At 38.3% G+C, this 14,082-nt stretch carries 13 protein-coding genes; 7 read left to right on the top strand and 6 right to left on the bottom strand.

All coding sequences use genetic code 11. The features are described from left to right. Positions 1-8: 8 nt before the first annotated feature. The gene (locus A3Q33_RS11180) at positions 9-518 is read right to left on the bottom strand and encodes an FxsA family protein (protein WP_081180007.1); all 510 of its coding nucleotides are present in this window, start codon (positions 516-518) and stop codon (positions 9-11) included. 187 nt (positions 519-705) lie between these two features. Between A3Q33_RS11180 and A3Q33_RS21040 the strand changes: the two genes are divergently transcribed. Together A3Q33_RS21040 and A3Q33_RS11175 are read left to right on the top strand one after the other, a co-directional pair. Beyond that, positions 706-765, top strand: coding sequence for a hypothetical protein (locus tag A3Q33_RS21040; protein WP_353615526.1), 60 nt, complete (start codon positions 706-708; stop codon positions 763-765). Positions 766-770: 5 nt separating this feature from the next. Further along, a complete protein-coding gene (locus A3Q33_RS11175; RefSeq protein ID WP_081180006.1) occupies positions 771-2,642 on the top strand; it encodes a protein-disulfide reductase DsbD in 1,872 nt (623 codons plus the stop codon). 91 nt (positions 2,643-2,733) lie between these two features. Here the strand turns inward: A3Q33_RS11175 and A3Q33_RS11170 are convergent, their stop codons facing one another. Genes A3Q33_RS11170 through A3Q33_RS11160 form a run of 3 tightly spaced genes read right to left on the bottom strand, consistent with a single transcriptional unit; the run spans position 2,734 to position 6,840 of the window. Then, entirely contained in the window at positions 2,734-5,184 is a 2,451-nt protein-coding gene (locus tag A3Q33_RS11170) for a putative bifunctional diguanylate cyclase/phosphodiesterase (protein ID WP_081180005.1), read from the bottom strand. Positions 5,185-5,186: 2 nt separating this feature from the next. After that, a complete protein-coding gene (locus tag A3Q33_RS11165) occupies positions 5,187-6,344 on the bottom strand; it encodes a hypothetical protein (RefSeq protein ID WP_155866757.1) in 1,158 nt (385 codons plus the stop codon). Positions 6,345-6,387: 43 nt separating this feature from the next. Then, positions 6,388-6,840: a hypothetical protein gene (locus A3Q33_RS11160; protein ID WP_081180003.1), complete on the bottom strand. Its 453-nt coding sequence runs from the start codon at positions 6,838-6,840 to the stop codon at positions 6,388-6,390. 291 nt (positions 6,841-7,131) lie between these two features. Between A3Q33_RS11160 and aroQ the strand changes: the two genes are divergently transcribed. The 4 genes from aroQ to A3Q33_RS11140 all read left to right on the top strand — a co-directional run bounded on the left by aroQ (position 7,132) and on the right by A3Q33_RS11140 (position 9,789). Next, entirely contained in the window at positions 7,132-7,584 is a 453-nt protein-coding gene (gene aroQ / locus A3Q33_RS11155) for a type II 3-dehydroquinate dehydratase (RefSeq protein WP_081180002.1), read from the top strand. Between the two features lie 131 nt (positions 7,585-7,715). Next, entirely contained in the window at positions 7,716-8,156 is a 441-nt protein-coding gene (gene accB / locus A3Q33_RS11150) for an acetyl-CoA carboxylase biotin carboxyl carrier protein (protein WP_081180001.1), read from the top strand. Positions 8,157-8,179: 23 nt separating this feature from the next. After that, a complete protein-coding gene (gene accC, locus A3Q33_RS11145; RefSeq protein WP_081180000.1) occupies positions 8,180-9,526 on the top strand; it encodes an acetyl-CoA carboxylase biotin carboxylase subunit in 1,347 nt (448 codons plus the stop codon). Between the two features lie 89 nt (positions 9,527-9,615). Further along, positions 9,616-9,789 carry an oxidoreductase-like domain-containing protein gene (locus A3Q33_RS11140; protein WP_081179999.1) on the top strand — a complete coding sequence of 58 codons (174 nt, stop codon included), beginning with the start codon at positions 9,616-9,618 and terminating at the stop codon, positions 9,787-9,789. A gap of 89 nt (positions 9,790-9,878) precedes the next feature. Here A3Q33_RS11140 and A3Q33_RS11135 read toward each other — a convergent pair whose 3' ends face one another. Then, positions 9,879-11,072, bottom strand: coding sequence for a multidrug effflux MFS transporter (locus A3Q33_RS11135; RefSeq protein ID WP_081179998.1), 1,194 nt, complete (start codon positions 11,070-11,072; stop codon positions 9,879-9,881). A gap of 21 nt (positions 11,073-11,093) precedes the next feature. Further along, the gene (locus A3Q33_RS11130) at positions 11,094-12,539 is read right to left on the bottom strand and encodes an aminotransferase-like domain-containing protein (protein WP_081179997.1); all 1,446 of its coding nucleotides are present in this window, start codon (positions 12,537-12,539) and stop codon (positions 11,094-11,096) included. Between the two features lie 516 nt (positions 12,540-13,055). Between A3Q33_RS11130 and A3Q33_RS11125 the strand changes: the two genes are divergently transcribed. After that, positions 13,056-14,021: a DMT family transporter gene (locus A3Q33_RS11125; RefSeq protein ID WP_081179996.1), complete on the top strand. Its 966-nt coding sequence runs from the start codon at positions 13,056-13,058 to the stop codon at positions 14,019-14,021. Positions 14,022-14,082: the final 61 nt, after the last annotated feature.

The following is a 14,082-nucleotide window of genomic DNA, read 5'->3' as shown; positions in this document are numbered from 1 at the left end:
ATATTTTTTTAATCTTTGCGTTCAAATTCACCGTCTAAAGTTTTACCTTTGTTTGGCGGTTGAATATGTCCTTGAAACGGATTATCTTGCTGGTCGGAAACGTCATCATGTTCATAAACATTGCCTTGACCATTAAACTGAAAACTTTGTTGGCTAGCACTGTTGGTTGTTATGTGTGATTTAACACTGCCTGCAATAGCTTGACGCACCGCGGGGATTAATAAACTCAAACCAAGAAAGTCAGTTACAAAGCCAGGTGTTACTAGCATAACACCGGCCACTAATAACATTAAACCGGTGACAATTTCATCTGAGGGCATTTGCCCTTGGGCCATTTTTGTTTGTACTGAGTTTAAAGTGGCAAGCCCTTGTTGGCGAACATACTTAGCCCCTATCCATGCAGTTAAAATAACAATACCAATGGTTGGCCAAACACCTAACACGGCTCCAACCTGCATCAAGACAATTATTTCAATAATGGGAATAATAATAAAAAATACAAATAACAGGCGAAACATGTCAACTCCTAAAATTCTTTAATGAAACTAATATGGGGATTAACGGGTCTTTTTCAAGCAAGCTAGCTTTTTAGGTATTTTCGATCAGTGAACATCAATTATACTGACACCTTACTCAATGAAAAATTTTAGCGTAAACTGACAATATATTATTGTTCGACCATACAGTATTCCTGTAGTTATCACTTTGAACATCCAGCAAGGTGATCATCATTATTTAAACTGGATCATCGAGTCTTTAAAATAACGGTTATGAAAAAAGTTGTTACTGTTTTTTGGTTAATGCTGGCCTGCTTAACTTTTGCTATATCGCCCTTGGCAAATGCTCAAGAATCAATTTTTAGCTCTCCTTCATCACTCTTTAGTAATGACAACGAGTTTTTAAAAGTTGATGATGCTTTCATTTTTGATTTTCACCAACAAAAAAATAAATTACAAGTCAGCTTTAATATTGCTGACGGTTATTATTTGTATCGTCACCAATTTAAATTTACAGCTAAAAACGCTGTTATTGTGCCAGTAAACCTACCTGAAGGTGAACACCATGAAGATGAATTCTTTGGTGTTCAACAAATATTTACCGGCCAATTAGCCTTTACTATCGATATATCTCAAGCCAATAGTGATGCAAATATTACTATTCGTTATCAAGGCTGTGCTTACAAAGGCTTGTGTTATCCGCCAACAAAGAAAACACTTGATTTAAGTAAAGTCGATTTAGTTTCTGGCACTGCCAATAATGCCGACAGTATTTTATCAGCACTTGGCGGCAATAATGCCGATAAAACGGCTACCGACTCAAGCAACCCTGCAACAATTATCAACACGACGAATTCAAGTGCAAACAGCAGCGAACAACATCAATTAGTCGACATGCTAAAAAGTGATAGTGTTTGGTTAACGCTAGTGGCATTTTTCATTGGTGGTTTGCTGTTATCTTTTACCCCTTGTGTTTTCCCTATGTATCCTATTTTAACCGGCATTATTGTTGGCCAAGGTGAAAAACTGTCAACTAAGCGAGCATTCGCCCTATCTTTTGCTTATGTGCAAGGTATGGCTGTCACCTACACTTTACTCGGTATTGTGGTAGCGATTGCCGGTGCGCAATTTCAAGCGATGTTCCAACACCCCGTCGTACTTATTGCCTTAAGCACCCTATTCATCTTTTTAGCACTTTCTATGTTTGGTATATTTAATTTGGCTCTACCTAGCAGCTGGCAGAACAAGTTGAATCAAGTGAGTAGTAATCAAAAAGGCGGATCTTATTTCGGTGTTTTAGTGATGGGTGCTATTTCGGGTTTAGTGGCTTCTCCTTGCACTACAGCGCCATTGACCGGTGCGCTGTTATACATTTCGCAATCAGGTGACATACTGTTGGGCGCATCTGCACTTTATGCACTCAGCTTAGGTATGGGCTTACCCTTACTAATACTAGGTAGTTCGGGTGGTAAGTTATTACCTAAAGCGGGTAACTGGATGAACGTGATTAAGAATATTTTTGGCTTATTACTCTTGGCCGTACCGATATTTTTACTAGAGCGATTTTTACCTGCGATGGTTATCGACGTGCTTTGGATAGCGCTTATTCTAGCGACCGCCGGTTACTTTTATACGGTAAACCAAGACTCAGCTAAGACTTTTGGGTTTGGCTTGCGTAGTATTTTAATCTTTTTAGTTTTCTTTATCGGCGCAAACAAAGCTTATCAGCTAGTTTATCCTGCCACTAACTTTTCAGTCTCACAACAAACTGAACTAAACGGTTTTGTGCATGTTAAGAACTTAACCGAGATGAATCAAGCCATTGCAAAAGCTAATGCGCAAGGTAAAACTGTGATGGTAGATCTTTATGCTGATTGGTGTGTCGCTTGTAAAGAGTTTGAAGAGTACACGTTTTTTGAAGCAAATGTTCAGCAAGCACTTGCCGGTTCTGTTTTACTACAAATAGATTTGACCGACACCGGTTCCAAAGACAGTATTGAGTTAATGTCTATGTTTGACATCTTCGGCTTGCCGTCAATTTTATTCTTTGATTTAGAGGGTAATGAATTGCCACAGCGCAGGGTTACTGGTTTTATGGCAGCGGATGAATTTACAGCTCATGTGGATAAAACCTTTTTGCCATAACTACCTCGCCTGAATAATTTGATCATTGTTATTACAACAAAAAAGCGCCACAAGGCGCTTTTTTTTAAAAAAATTATCATCGGTGACTAAGTTAATTAATAATAGTGTTTGAATTCGCCAACACCTTCCAGTTGCCATTAACAATTTCTCGACCAATAAAATCAAATAGCTCTACTTCAGGGATGGGTTTTGCGAAATAATAACCTTGAATAAGATCACAGTCATTTTCAGTCAAGGTGCGTAATTGGGCTTTAGTCTCAACCCCTTCAGCAATGACAGTCAGCCCTAAGTTTTTCACCATGGCAATCGTTGACATAATTATTTGAAAATCAGCATGGTTTTCTAACATACCCACAACAAAACTCTTATCAATTTTAATCACGTCAACTGGCATTCGCTTTAAATAAGCTAAAGAAGAGTAGCCGGTGCCAAAATCATCAATCGCAAAACTAAAGCCTAATAAGCGCAGCGCATCCATTGTGACTATGGCTTTATCAATATCTTTAACTAACGTGTGTTCGGTTAACTCAAGTTCAAAGTTTTCAGCATCTAGGTCAAATTCTTTCAGTAACGCTTCTAAATAACTCTGCAAGTTAACGTCAGTAAACTGTGCTGCAGATAAATTAATCGCAATTATTACATCGTTTAAACCAATATCCCGCATGCGAACGTATAACTCAAAGCAGCGTCGAATAACCCAATAGCCTAGAGATATCATATGTTCAGAGTTTTCTAATAGCGGAATAAAATCATCTGGTGAGACCGTTCCACGCTCAGGATGTTGCCAGCGTAATAAGGCCTCAAAACCATGCACTTTATTGGTTTTCGCCACAAGTTGAGGTTGCAAACTTAAACTAAACTGCCCTTTAGCAAGCGCTTGTTTTACTTCCCCTTCCATCATCACTCTATGCGCAACACGTTGAAACATATCACCATGATAGATGAAGTAGCGATCACCTCCGTGATCTTTCGCTTCGTACATGGCAATATCGGCATGACTGACCAACTCACTCGCTTGTATCTTACTGCCTTCAGTCATCGCGATGCCAATACTGCAAGTCACATAAAACATTGCACCATTGACTTTGATAGGCTTTTGAAAGCTTTTTAATATCGCTTTAGCTAGGTCTTCAGCCTGCTCATTTGAGGTATTCTCGTTCAATAAAATAACAAATTCGTCACCACCAAATCGACATGACATTCCCATATTAGTCACACTCAGGTTTATTCTATTCGCCGCCTCAACCAGTAATTTATCGCCTTCACCGTGACCGTGACTATCATTAACTTTTTTAAAGTCATCTAAATCAAGAAAAATAAGACCAAAATTGAGGTTATTACCCGCCGTACTTTTTAATTGTTTACGTAATTGGAAGTTCAACATATTGCGATTGGGTAACCCAGTTAATAGGTCATACATAGCAATATTTTCTAATTCTTTAGTTTTTTGTGTTACTTCAATATTTAATTGTTCTAATTCGTAGCTTAAATCAGTTGTGGCATTAATTAGCACATCTATTTCATCAGGAAAAATTTTAGATTGGGGTATTTTAACCGCGCGAAATTGGTCAAATTTCTTGCGCGCCAGTAAAGGTAATATGTCTGAAAGTATTAATAGTCTTTTAGTAAAAGGCCCGGCAACAAAATGCACCAAAAGGGCTAAAATGATAAAAATAGCTAACGCTGACAATATAAACTGCATGCGATAAGTTTGATATTTTTCAGTAAATGAACTGACATTATCAACTTGAGCCATATAAAAATTTTGAGATGGTGAAGACGCGAGCGGCAACATGTTAATTAAATAACTATTTTGTTGGTACTCTACCTGTAAACCGTCTTCTTTTACTTTTGACAATAAATCAGAGGGTTGATTTAACCTAAAAAGTGCATGCATCAATTCTTTGGCAGACGAGTTAATAATATCAGCCTGCGCTAATGTCACATCTTGTGATTTATCAAAGGCGACAATCGCCACTTGGTTTTCTAACGCTTGATTGATGGCATATATCACATCAACAAAAGAAATAGCTATAGTGACAATGGCCATTTCTCCACGCGCATTCAATATTGGAATCGACACAAGTTGCTGGCACTGTTGCACACAACTTAAATAGTTGTCTGGAGAGAAGCTTTCACTCACATTTTTTACACTAGCAAGCACTTCATTAGTTAAAGGTGCTGATTGATAAATAGGCTTGAAATCATCTGACACTAACCACAATGCTTCGACATTATAATTGAGTTGCAGTGAATCAAATTGTTGTTCCAAAGCACGCGCTGCGCGATCAAAATCAAGTTGATTTTTTAATTGTATCAGATCAGTGAATGATTCTAACCAACTACGCACCTGGTCACTAACAATTCTACTTTGCGTTTCAAACTGTGTATTACCTTGACGTAATTTATTACTTTGATATTCAGAGAACTCTTGATCAAGCCGAGAAACGGATAATATAGAAATTGCTAAGCTTAATAGTAATAAAGCACTCACCACCAGAACAAAAAGTTTGACACTAACACTGACAAAGTTCGCTTTCATGTTTAAAACCAATACATAAATTGAATAGCCCAGACCTGCCAGTTTTTACTATCGTTCGCGATAGGATCTGGCAGTATTACGGGAGATAATCGAGCTGCGCCTTGCATCCAGTGGTATTCAGCATTCACCCGAAAATTATTTGAAAAGTCATATGAAAGGCCAATCATAGTATCATTATGAAAGCCAAAATATGCAGGGATTAAACCACCCGAATTTTGTTCTAATTCAGAGCCGTTTTTATCGTCTTTATTAACATAGAACCTCTCATGTCTCAGCATTACAGATAGATCTTTTTCTACCTTATAGCTCGCTTGCACGTAGTAACCTTGTCCTATTTCATCACGATGATATTCGGGAAAATAAAATCCATCTGATACTTGTCTTTCTTGTACCAGCTCGGCACTAAATTGCCAAAACTCACCTTCATAGAGTGCATTCGCGGTGTAAAATTCAAAAACAAAATCACTATCAAAAAAATTATCAGTCTCCGCTTGATTATAGCTAAATGATGAGTTATTCACAGAAACGCCAAATTGCCACTGGGAATATGCAGGACGCCAATAAATACTTGCTTGCGCATCAAGATCATGGTCGATTTTTCCTAGCGCAAACTTGCCATGAATAATATCAGCCTGATCATCTGAAATAGCACTTTTACCTCGGCTAAAATTGAAATCTATTTCACCAAAGGCATCATCATTATAACTTAGCTTAATTGCTGCACCGTCACCACCTACAGCCACATCCCGAAAGCCATCAAAATACGTAACTTGTGGATTAATAATTGATGGACGGGCAAAAGGAATATCGCGTGTACTGGAGTATAGCCAATGATTGTTTTTTACACGCCCAACATAAAAGCTTGCTCGCCATGTTTCATTATGAATAGCGTCCCATTCCAACAGTAAGTAATCTAGACGCACCCCTGCATGATACCTCTTACCACCATTTAGATAGACAGCTTGACCTGCAATGCGAAAATCATCATTGAGCTGATACGATGCATTGATACCGACTTCAGTTAGCTCTAAAGAAATGCTTTCATCAGTATTAATGAAATTACTGTTATTGGCATCAATCACACCTTGTGCAACAAAACCATGAATTTGTAGCGGTTGACTTTTAATTTCAGCAGCATGCAAATTTAATGATAAGCACATGCTCAGCAGCGTTATAAGATGATAGTTTGATAATCTTTCTGGTCTAATCATCAATTTTAATGATGTTAACATCCTTGACCTCCAATAAATTTTCCACATAACCAATAGCACCTTTAGTCGATTTTACGGCATGAATAAGCTCGCTTTCATCAGCGACTTCAATAGGGGCAACACCATAGCCCGAAAATGTTAGTTTGTGCCATATACGATCAAGTTGATAAGGAAACAAGCGTAATTGTTCTCTGCAAAATTGTTGATGTAGCGGGTTTTTACTTGCAAGAACGTACACTACGATAGGAATACCATTTTGCCAATGGACCTGCCTCATAGAGTAAATTCGTCGCAGTTGTGTAACAGACAACGTTGTAGTCTCGGCCGTTATATTTGAAATAACATTTATTGCATTAACTCGTGGACTAAAAAGTAAAATAACGGCAACAATATGAATAAAGATGGTTTTAATATTTTCATCCTTGTAATTAACAGAATACGACACGACAACATTTAAATAATAACTTACTTATCCCGTTATCAGTTAAATCCCTGAATTAATTAAAATTCCTATAACATTTATTTTAGTAAACTTATCATAACTTACCTAACATTAATTCTCTTTATTTTGCCTTGCAAGTGATTAGACCAGTATTTTGCTGCTATATTCTGCGAAAACACTATAATAATCGTCAAATGAGATTAATTTTGAAATTTCGTCAAAATTAATTCAATCACATAGTTAAATGTGACATGATGCTATTATTGCATATCAATTATGGTGTTTTTACCGAAGATGACTACAAAGTTTAACATTTTAGTTCTAAATGGTCCTAACTTAAATATGTTGGGAAAGCGTGAGCCTACTATTTATGGTTCATTATCGTTAACTGAAATTATGACAAACCTAGCAAGCATTGCCAATGAAATAAATGTAGAGCTAAGTCATAAACAGTCAAATGCTGAGCATGTATTACTTGACGAAATTCATGCAAGTTTTGAAAAGGTAGACTTTATTATAATAAATCCTGCTGCTTTTACGCATACCAGTGTTGCGCTCAGGGATGCATTGTTATCAGTTAACATACCCTTTATTGAAGTACATTTATCCAATGTGCATGCGCGAGAGTCATTTAGGCAGCATTCATATTTATCCGATATTGCCGTCGGCGTTATTAGCGGCTTAGGAGCCAAAGGTTATGAATATGCCTTGGCTGCTGCAACAAATTGGTTAGAAAAAAACAAATAACACCAAACGGATGAAATTATTGCTCACGTAGTCGTAATTATGTCCAGTTGGGAAAAGTAAATAAACACTTAAGTGGCACTGTTCATTTAAGTTTCACACATAAATTTAATAATGATAAAAAAGGTATTCAAATGGATATTCGTAAAATTAAAAAGTTAATTGAATTGGTTGAAGAGTCTGGCATCAACGAATTAGAAATTTCTGAAGGTGAAGAATCAGTACGCATTAGCCGTGGCGGTACAATTATGCACGCGGCTCCGATGATGCATGCAGCGCCTGCTCCTGCGCCAATTGCCGCTCCTGTTGCTGCAACCGAAGCTGCTGCTCCAGTAGTAACTGGGCATATTGTTCGCTCTCCAATGGTAGGTACTTTCTATTCTGCCGGTTCTCCTGATGCACCTGCATTTGTTGAAGTTGGCCAGCACGTTAATTCTGGCGATACCTTATGTATCCTAGAAGCGATGAAAATGATGAACCAAATCGAAGCCGATAAATCAGGTGTAATCAAACAAATTTTAGCGGTAAACGAAGACGCTATTGAATTTGATCAACCGCTATTCATCATTGAATAAGCCCAACCATTAAGGGTATTTTCATGTTAGATAAAGTTGTTATCGCCAATCGCGGCGAAATTGCCTTAAGAATATTACGTGCTTGTAAAGAGCTTGGCATTAAAACGGTTGCTGTGCATTCAACGGCCGATAAAAGTCTTAAACACGTATTATTAGCCGACGAAACCATCTGTATTGGTAAACCTTCGGCGATGGATAGTTATTTAAACATTCCAGCTATTATTACTGCAGCAGAAGTAACTGACGCTGTAGCGATTCATCCAGGTTATGGTTTCCTTGCGGAAAATGCTGATTTTGCAGAACAAGTAGAAAAATCTGGTTTTGCATTTATTGGACCAAAGGCGGAAAGTATCCGTTTGATGGGTGATAAAGTTTCAGCAATCAAAGCGATGAAAGCCGCTGGCGTGCCTTGTGTACCGGGTTCTGATGGCCCATTAACTTCAGATGCTGAAGCAAATTTAGCGCACGGTAGACGCATTGGCTATCCAGTAATCATCAAAGCCTCTGGCGGCGGTGGTGGTCGTGGTATGCGCGTTGTTCGCAATGAAGAAGATTTAATTGAATCTATTCAGTTAACAAAAACTGAAGCGCGAGCAACTTTCAATAATGATGTGGTTTACATGGAGAAATTCCTAGAAAACCCACGTCATGTTGAAATTCAAATTATGGCCGATGGTCAAGGTGGTGCAATTCACTTAGGTGAGCGCGACTGTTCAATGCAACGTCGTCACCAAAAAGTAGTTGAAGAAGCGCCAGCCCCTGGTATAACACCTGAAATGCGTGCGAAAATTGGTGAGCGCTGTTGTAATGCCTGTATCAAAATCAACTATCGTGGTGCGGGTACCTTTGAATTTTTATATGAGAACGGCGAGTTCTATTTCATTGAAATGAATACGCGTATTCAAGTAGAGCATCCTGTAACTGAAATGGTTACTGGTGTTGATTTGATCAAAGAGCAACTTCGTGTTGCTGCTGGCCAACCACTGTCTTATACGCAAGACGATATTAAAATATCGGGCCATTCAATTGAGTGTCGAATCAACGCTGAAGATCCACGTTCATTCATCCCATCTCCTGGTAAAATAACGCGTTTTCATTCTCCAGGTGGCTTAGGTGTTCGTTGGGATTCGCATATTTATGCAGATTACTCAGTGCCTCCACATTACGATTCCATGATCGGTAAGTTGATCACTTGGGGTGATAACCGTGATGTTGCTATTGCCCGTATGCGTAATGCATTGAGTGAATTGGTTATTGATGGCATTAGAACCAACATTGCTTTGCACCAAGACATTTTAAGTGACCAAGGCTTTATCAATGGTGGAGCTAATATTCACTACCTTGAAAAGAAGCTTTCTGAGTTAGAATAAAACTAAAGCTGTTATCTGAAAAAAAGCTCTGCGTGCAGAGCTTTTTTTATTTATAATAAATTTAACAATAGAATAACGCTGTAAACCTTATGACTGAATTACTAGAAAAACCTTTACCTCCAGCCGATGACGACTGTTGTGGTGGTGGTGCATGTAACCCTTGTGTGTGGGATCATTACTACGCAGAGCGAAAAAAGTGGCGCTTACAGCAAGTGGCATTAAAAGCCGCCGAAGATCAGACCCTCCCTAAAATTGACGATTAACCTTATCAGGCAATGATGATTATGATTTAAATTTTTAATCGTGCCATACCCCATTAACCATAAGCCATTAAAAATCTGGCTATAATTTTTTATACTTCCTCAATCGAACTATTCTGCCGACTTCGTATTAACTGACAGATAATAACAAGATAAATAGACCCTGCCATCAAAAGTACAAAAGGTAAGGTACTGCCATCATAAAACACAGCTAAAATAGGCCCTGCAAGCGCGCCAATACCAAAACGTAAAGTGCCATTTACTGCTGTAGCAGTGCCGGTATGTTCAACAAACTCTTGTAAAATTAAGGCGTCAGCATTAACCGAAATCATCGATAAGCTGCCCATTAACGGTAAAATTGCCAAGACATAATATAGTAGAGGTAAAGTAAATATATTAGCTATCAATAAGCTTGTTGCCGCCACGCCTGCTAGTGTGACACCAAAACGTAACATTTTTCGAGAGCCTACTCGGCCGACCAACCTTGTATTAATAAAGTGTGCACACATTAAAGCCAAAACATTAATAGCAAATAACACACTAAACTCAAATTCAGACACCTTGAATATGGTTAAATATACAAATGGAATAGCGGTTATATAGCTGAAAAAAGCTAACGACACCATCATAATAGTCAATAAATCGAAACGGGCGGCACGGTTACTAAAAACAATTTTATAACGTTTAATTACACTATAAGTCGCAGTTGTTTTAGCGGTTTTAACATCAGGTAAGTAAAAATAGCTGCAAATAAAAACAATAAACGCATACCCCGCCAAGACATAAAATATCATTTGCCAACTATCCAGCAGCAATATACTGCCAATACTGGGGGCTATCATTGGCGCCAGCATCATGATCATGCTGACATACGATAATCCTTTTGCAGTATCTTTACCGTAAAGCTGTCGAATAATTCCAGGCACAACTACAGTCGCAGCGCTACTGATGAATGCTTGGAAAAATCGTAAGGCGATAAATTGTTCAATGTTTTGTGCCAATGTTAATGCCAACGTTGTCAATATAAAGCCCAATAAGCCAATCATAACTAACGTTCGACGAGAGTATTTGTCTGCCATCGGTCCAAAAACTAAGAGCCCAACAGCATAACCTAATAAATAAATACTTAAACTGTTTTGCACCAACGGCATTTTTGTCGAAAAATACTCAGCAAGCTCTGGCATGGCAGGCAAATACATATCAATGGCTAAAGGAGAAACCGCGATTATCGCGGCTAATAAAGGTAATATTAATGTTAAAGATATTTTTCCGTTGTGCTCTGTCACTGGTACTTTTTCCTAGTGTTTTTACGATTCAGGATAATCATGAACTAACTTACCAAGTACCTGTATAGCTTGGTCTATTTTTTCGCTCCACTGCACACCGTAGCTAATGCGCATATAGTTTTTATACTTTCCAGAAGGTGAAAAAATTTCTCCCGGTGCAAAGTTTACCCCCTGAGCAATGGCTTGTTTAAAAAACTGGCTGGTATCAACATGTGAGCGACAACGAACCCACAAAACACTGCCGCCTTTAGGCTTTGAAATACACACTTGTTCTGGAAAATACTGTGCGATTAACGCACGCATTCGCTCACAGTTATAGCGCAGGGTTTTTCTAAGTACCTGTAAATGCCTATCGTACTCACCACTCATTAAGTAATCGCTTAATGTCCATTGCTGTAACATGGAGGTAGAACACGATTGCGCCCTTTTAATACGCTTAGCTTTTTCTTCAAATTTACCGGGTAACAACCAACCTACGCGATAACCTGGTGCCGCTGTTTTTGAAAAAGATGAACACGTTAATACTAAACCTTTTTCTGAATATAACTGTGCCGGCACAGGTCGGTGCTCAGTAAAATACAAATCGCTATAAACTTCATCCTCTATTAACGCTATGTTATTTCTCTCCAGCAACTTGACCATTGCTTGTCGTTCATTATCAAGCATCATTGACCCTAACGGGTTGCTAATCGCAGTTGAAAACAAACATGCTTTGACCGGATGTTGCTCAATAACTTTAGCTAATTCGGCGACACATACGCCCTCTTCTGTACAGGTATAAACTTCTAAAACCTTCATTCCAAGACTTTCAATAAGTTCAATTAGGCCGAAGTAGCAAGGAGATTCAACAGCAACAATATCACCTCGTTCGGCAACGCACTGTAATGCAATAGATAGAGCTTCTTGTGCACCATTAGTAATAATTAAATCTTCGTGGTTAACCAAAACACCATGTTCTTGATAACGAAAAGCTAGATTCATGCGTAATTTAGGATCGCCATTAATAGGACCATAACTCACGGCTTTTTCAGAAACTCGGCTCAGCACCGAGCGCATCATTCTCGCAAGTGTTTTATCAGGAGGATGTGCATGTACCGGATTGGAAATACCTAAGGCAACTGAATCATGCATGTGCACGGCTTCATAAACCTGTTCGATTAAGCTGCGGCATGATATTTCAACAGGCTCGCAGCTAGCCCATTTAGCGCGCATTGGTAATAACGTACGTGCTTGTCTAGCTTTTAAATAATAACCCGACTGTGGGCGTGCTGAAATAGCACCTTGACGCTCAAGTTCAAGATATGCCTGTTTCACTGTCGGCACGCTAATCTCAAATTGTCGACTAAGCTTACGTAAACTTGGCAGTTTATCACCTGGCTTTATGGCACCAATTTTCTCCTGATATTCAACAAAGTCGATCACTTGTTGATATAAGAAGTCGGGAGCAGACTTGTCAACTAATCGCATAACTGTATAGGTTGCATTTTTATTTTTCTGTGTATGTTATTAAAACAAAAAATCGGTAAAATGTCTATGCATGACGAGTGGGCAGTTTCGGCAGAAAGTTCTGTTGAAGTTGAAACCTAAATTGAATTTACGGTGAATACTTAGCAAAGATATCGATATTGCATTATCGCGGAAATACCGTATACAAAAGTGCAGTACTATGTCGTCGCATGGACACTTTGCTGTGCTTCTTATTCATTAATAAACAACATAAGCAACATAAAAACCGAAGCTAGAACGTTGCAAGCAATCATCTGCGGCAATATGCGATTGATTAATTAGCTACTCATTTTTAATAGTTAATATGAATAACTACGGCGTTATAAAATTTATAAGTAGCATAACTACTGACTAAATTTTATGCCCTGTCATTATCCAATTTTCCTCATAAAAAAGTAGATCACTTAATTAATAAAATGGATATAACTTACTTTTTCACAGCGAATTTTTCGCTTGCTATACCGCTAAGGGATTAAAATGAACAACACATTTTTATACATAATTACCGTGTTGATATGGGGATCTACCTGGATAGCAATCAATTACCAATTAGGTGGTGTTGAACCAGAGGTTTCTATTGTCTATCGTTTTGGTTTGGCGGCTATTATTTTATTTACCTACTGTAAATTTAAAGGCTTAACTTTACAGTTTTCGTTGCGCCATCATTTGCAGTTTTTCCTTTTTGGCATCACTTTATTTAGCTTCAACTACTATTTTCTCTACTCTGCACAACAACACATTAATTCGGCATTAACTTGCATTGCCTTTTCAATGATCATGTTTTTTAACGTTTTCAATGCTCGAATTTGGTATGGCACTAAAATAACACAACAAGTCTATGTCGGCGGTGCGTTGGGGTTATTAGGCATTGTGACACTATTTTGGCCTCAAATAAGTGACACTCAGTTAGGTCCCGAGACCTTATTAGGTTTAGGGCTTTGCATAATGGGGACTTTGATCGCATCTACAGGCAACATGTTGTCAATGAAGAATCAGCAAATGAAATTACCACTTATACCTGCAATGGCATGGGGGATGGCATACGGTGCAATTTTTATGGCGGTAGTCGTTGTTATTCAAGGTAAAAACTTCAACTTTGACTATACATTCCCCTACGTTAGCTCATTACTTTATTTGACTATTTTTGGCTCTGTTATTGCGTTTGCTAGCTACTTAACATTACTCAATAATATTGGTGCTCACAAGGCATCTTATGCTTCGATTATGTTTCCAGCGGTCGCTGTTATCATTTCAACGATTGTTGAAGGGTTTGCTTGGTCTACATATACCTTTGCAGGCTTATTCTTTATCTTAGCTGGTAACCTGGTGGTGCTTATTCGGACGAAGAAGCCGTTACCAAATGATAACCTTACACAAGCGCATGATTATAAAACAGAACAACCGAATATTGAGCACACGAACATGAAAGCACAGCGCTTATAAGCATATTTAACTTTACCAAACAGATAAACTTTTTACGCAGTTCACTTACCACTAAGTGCTC

Origin of the sequence: Colwellia sp. PAMC 21821, from assembly GCF_002077175.1 — a bacterium.
Classification (GTDB): domain Bacteria; phylum Pseudomonadota; class Gammaproteobacteria; order Enterobacterales; family Alteromonadaceae; genus Cognaticolwellia.
Note: the sequence above shows the minus strand (reverse complement) of the source record. Positions and strands in the feature narration are given on the sequence as shown.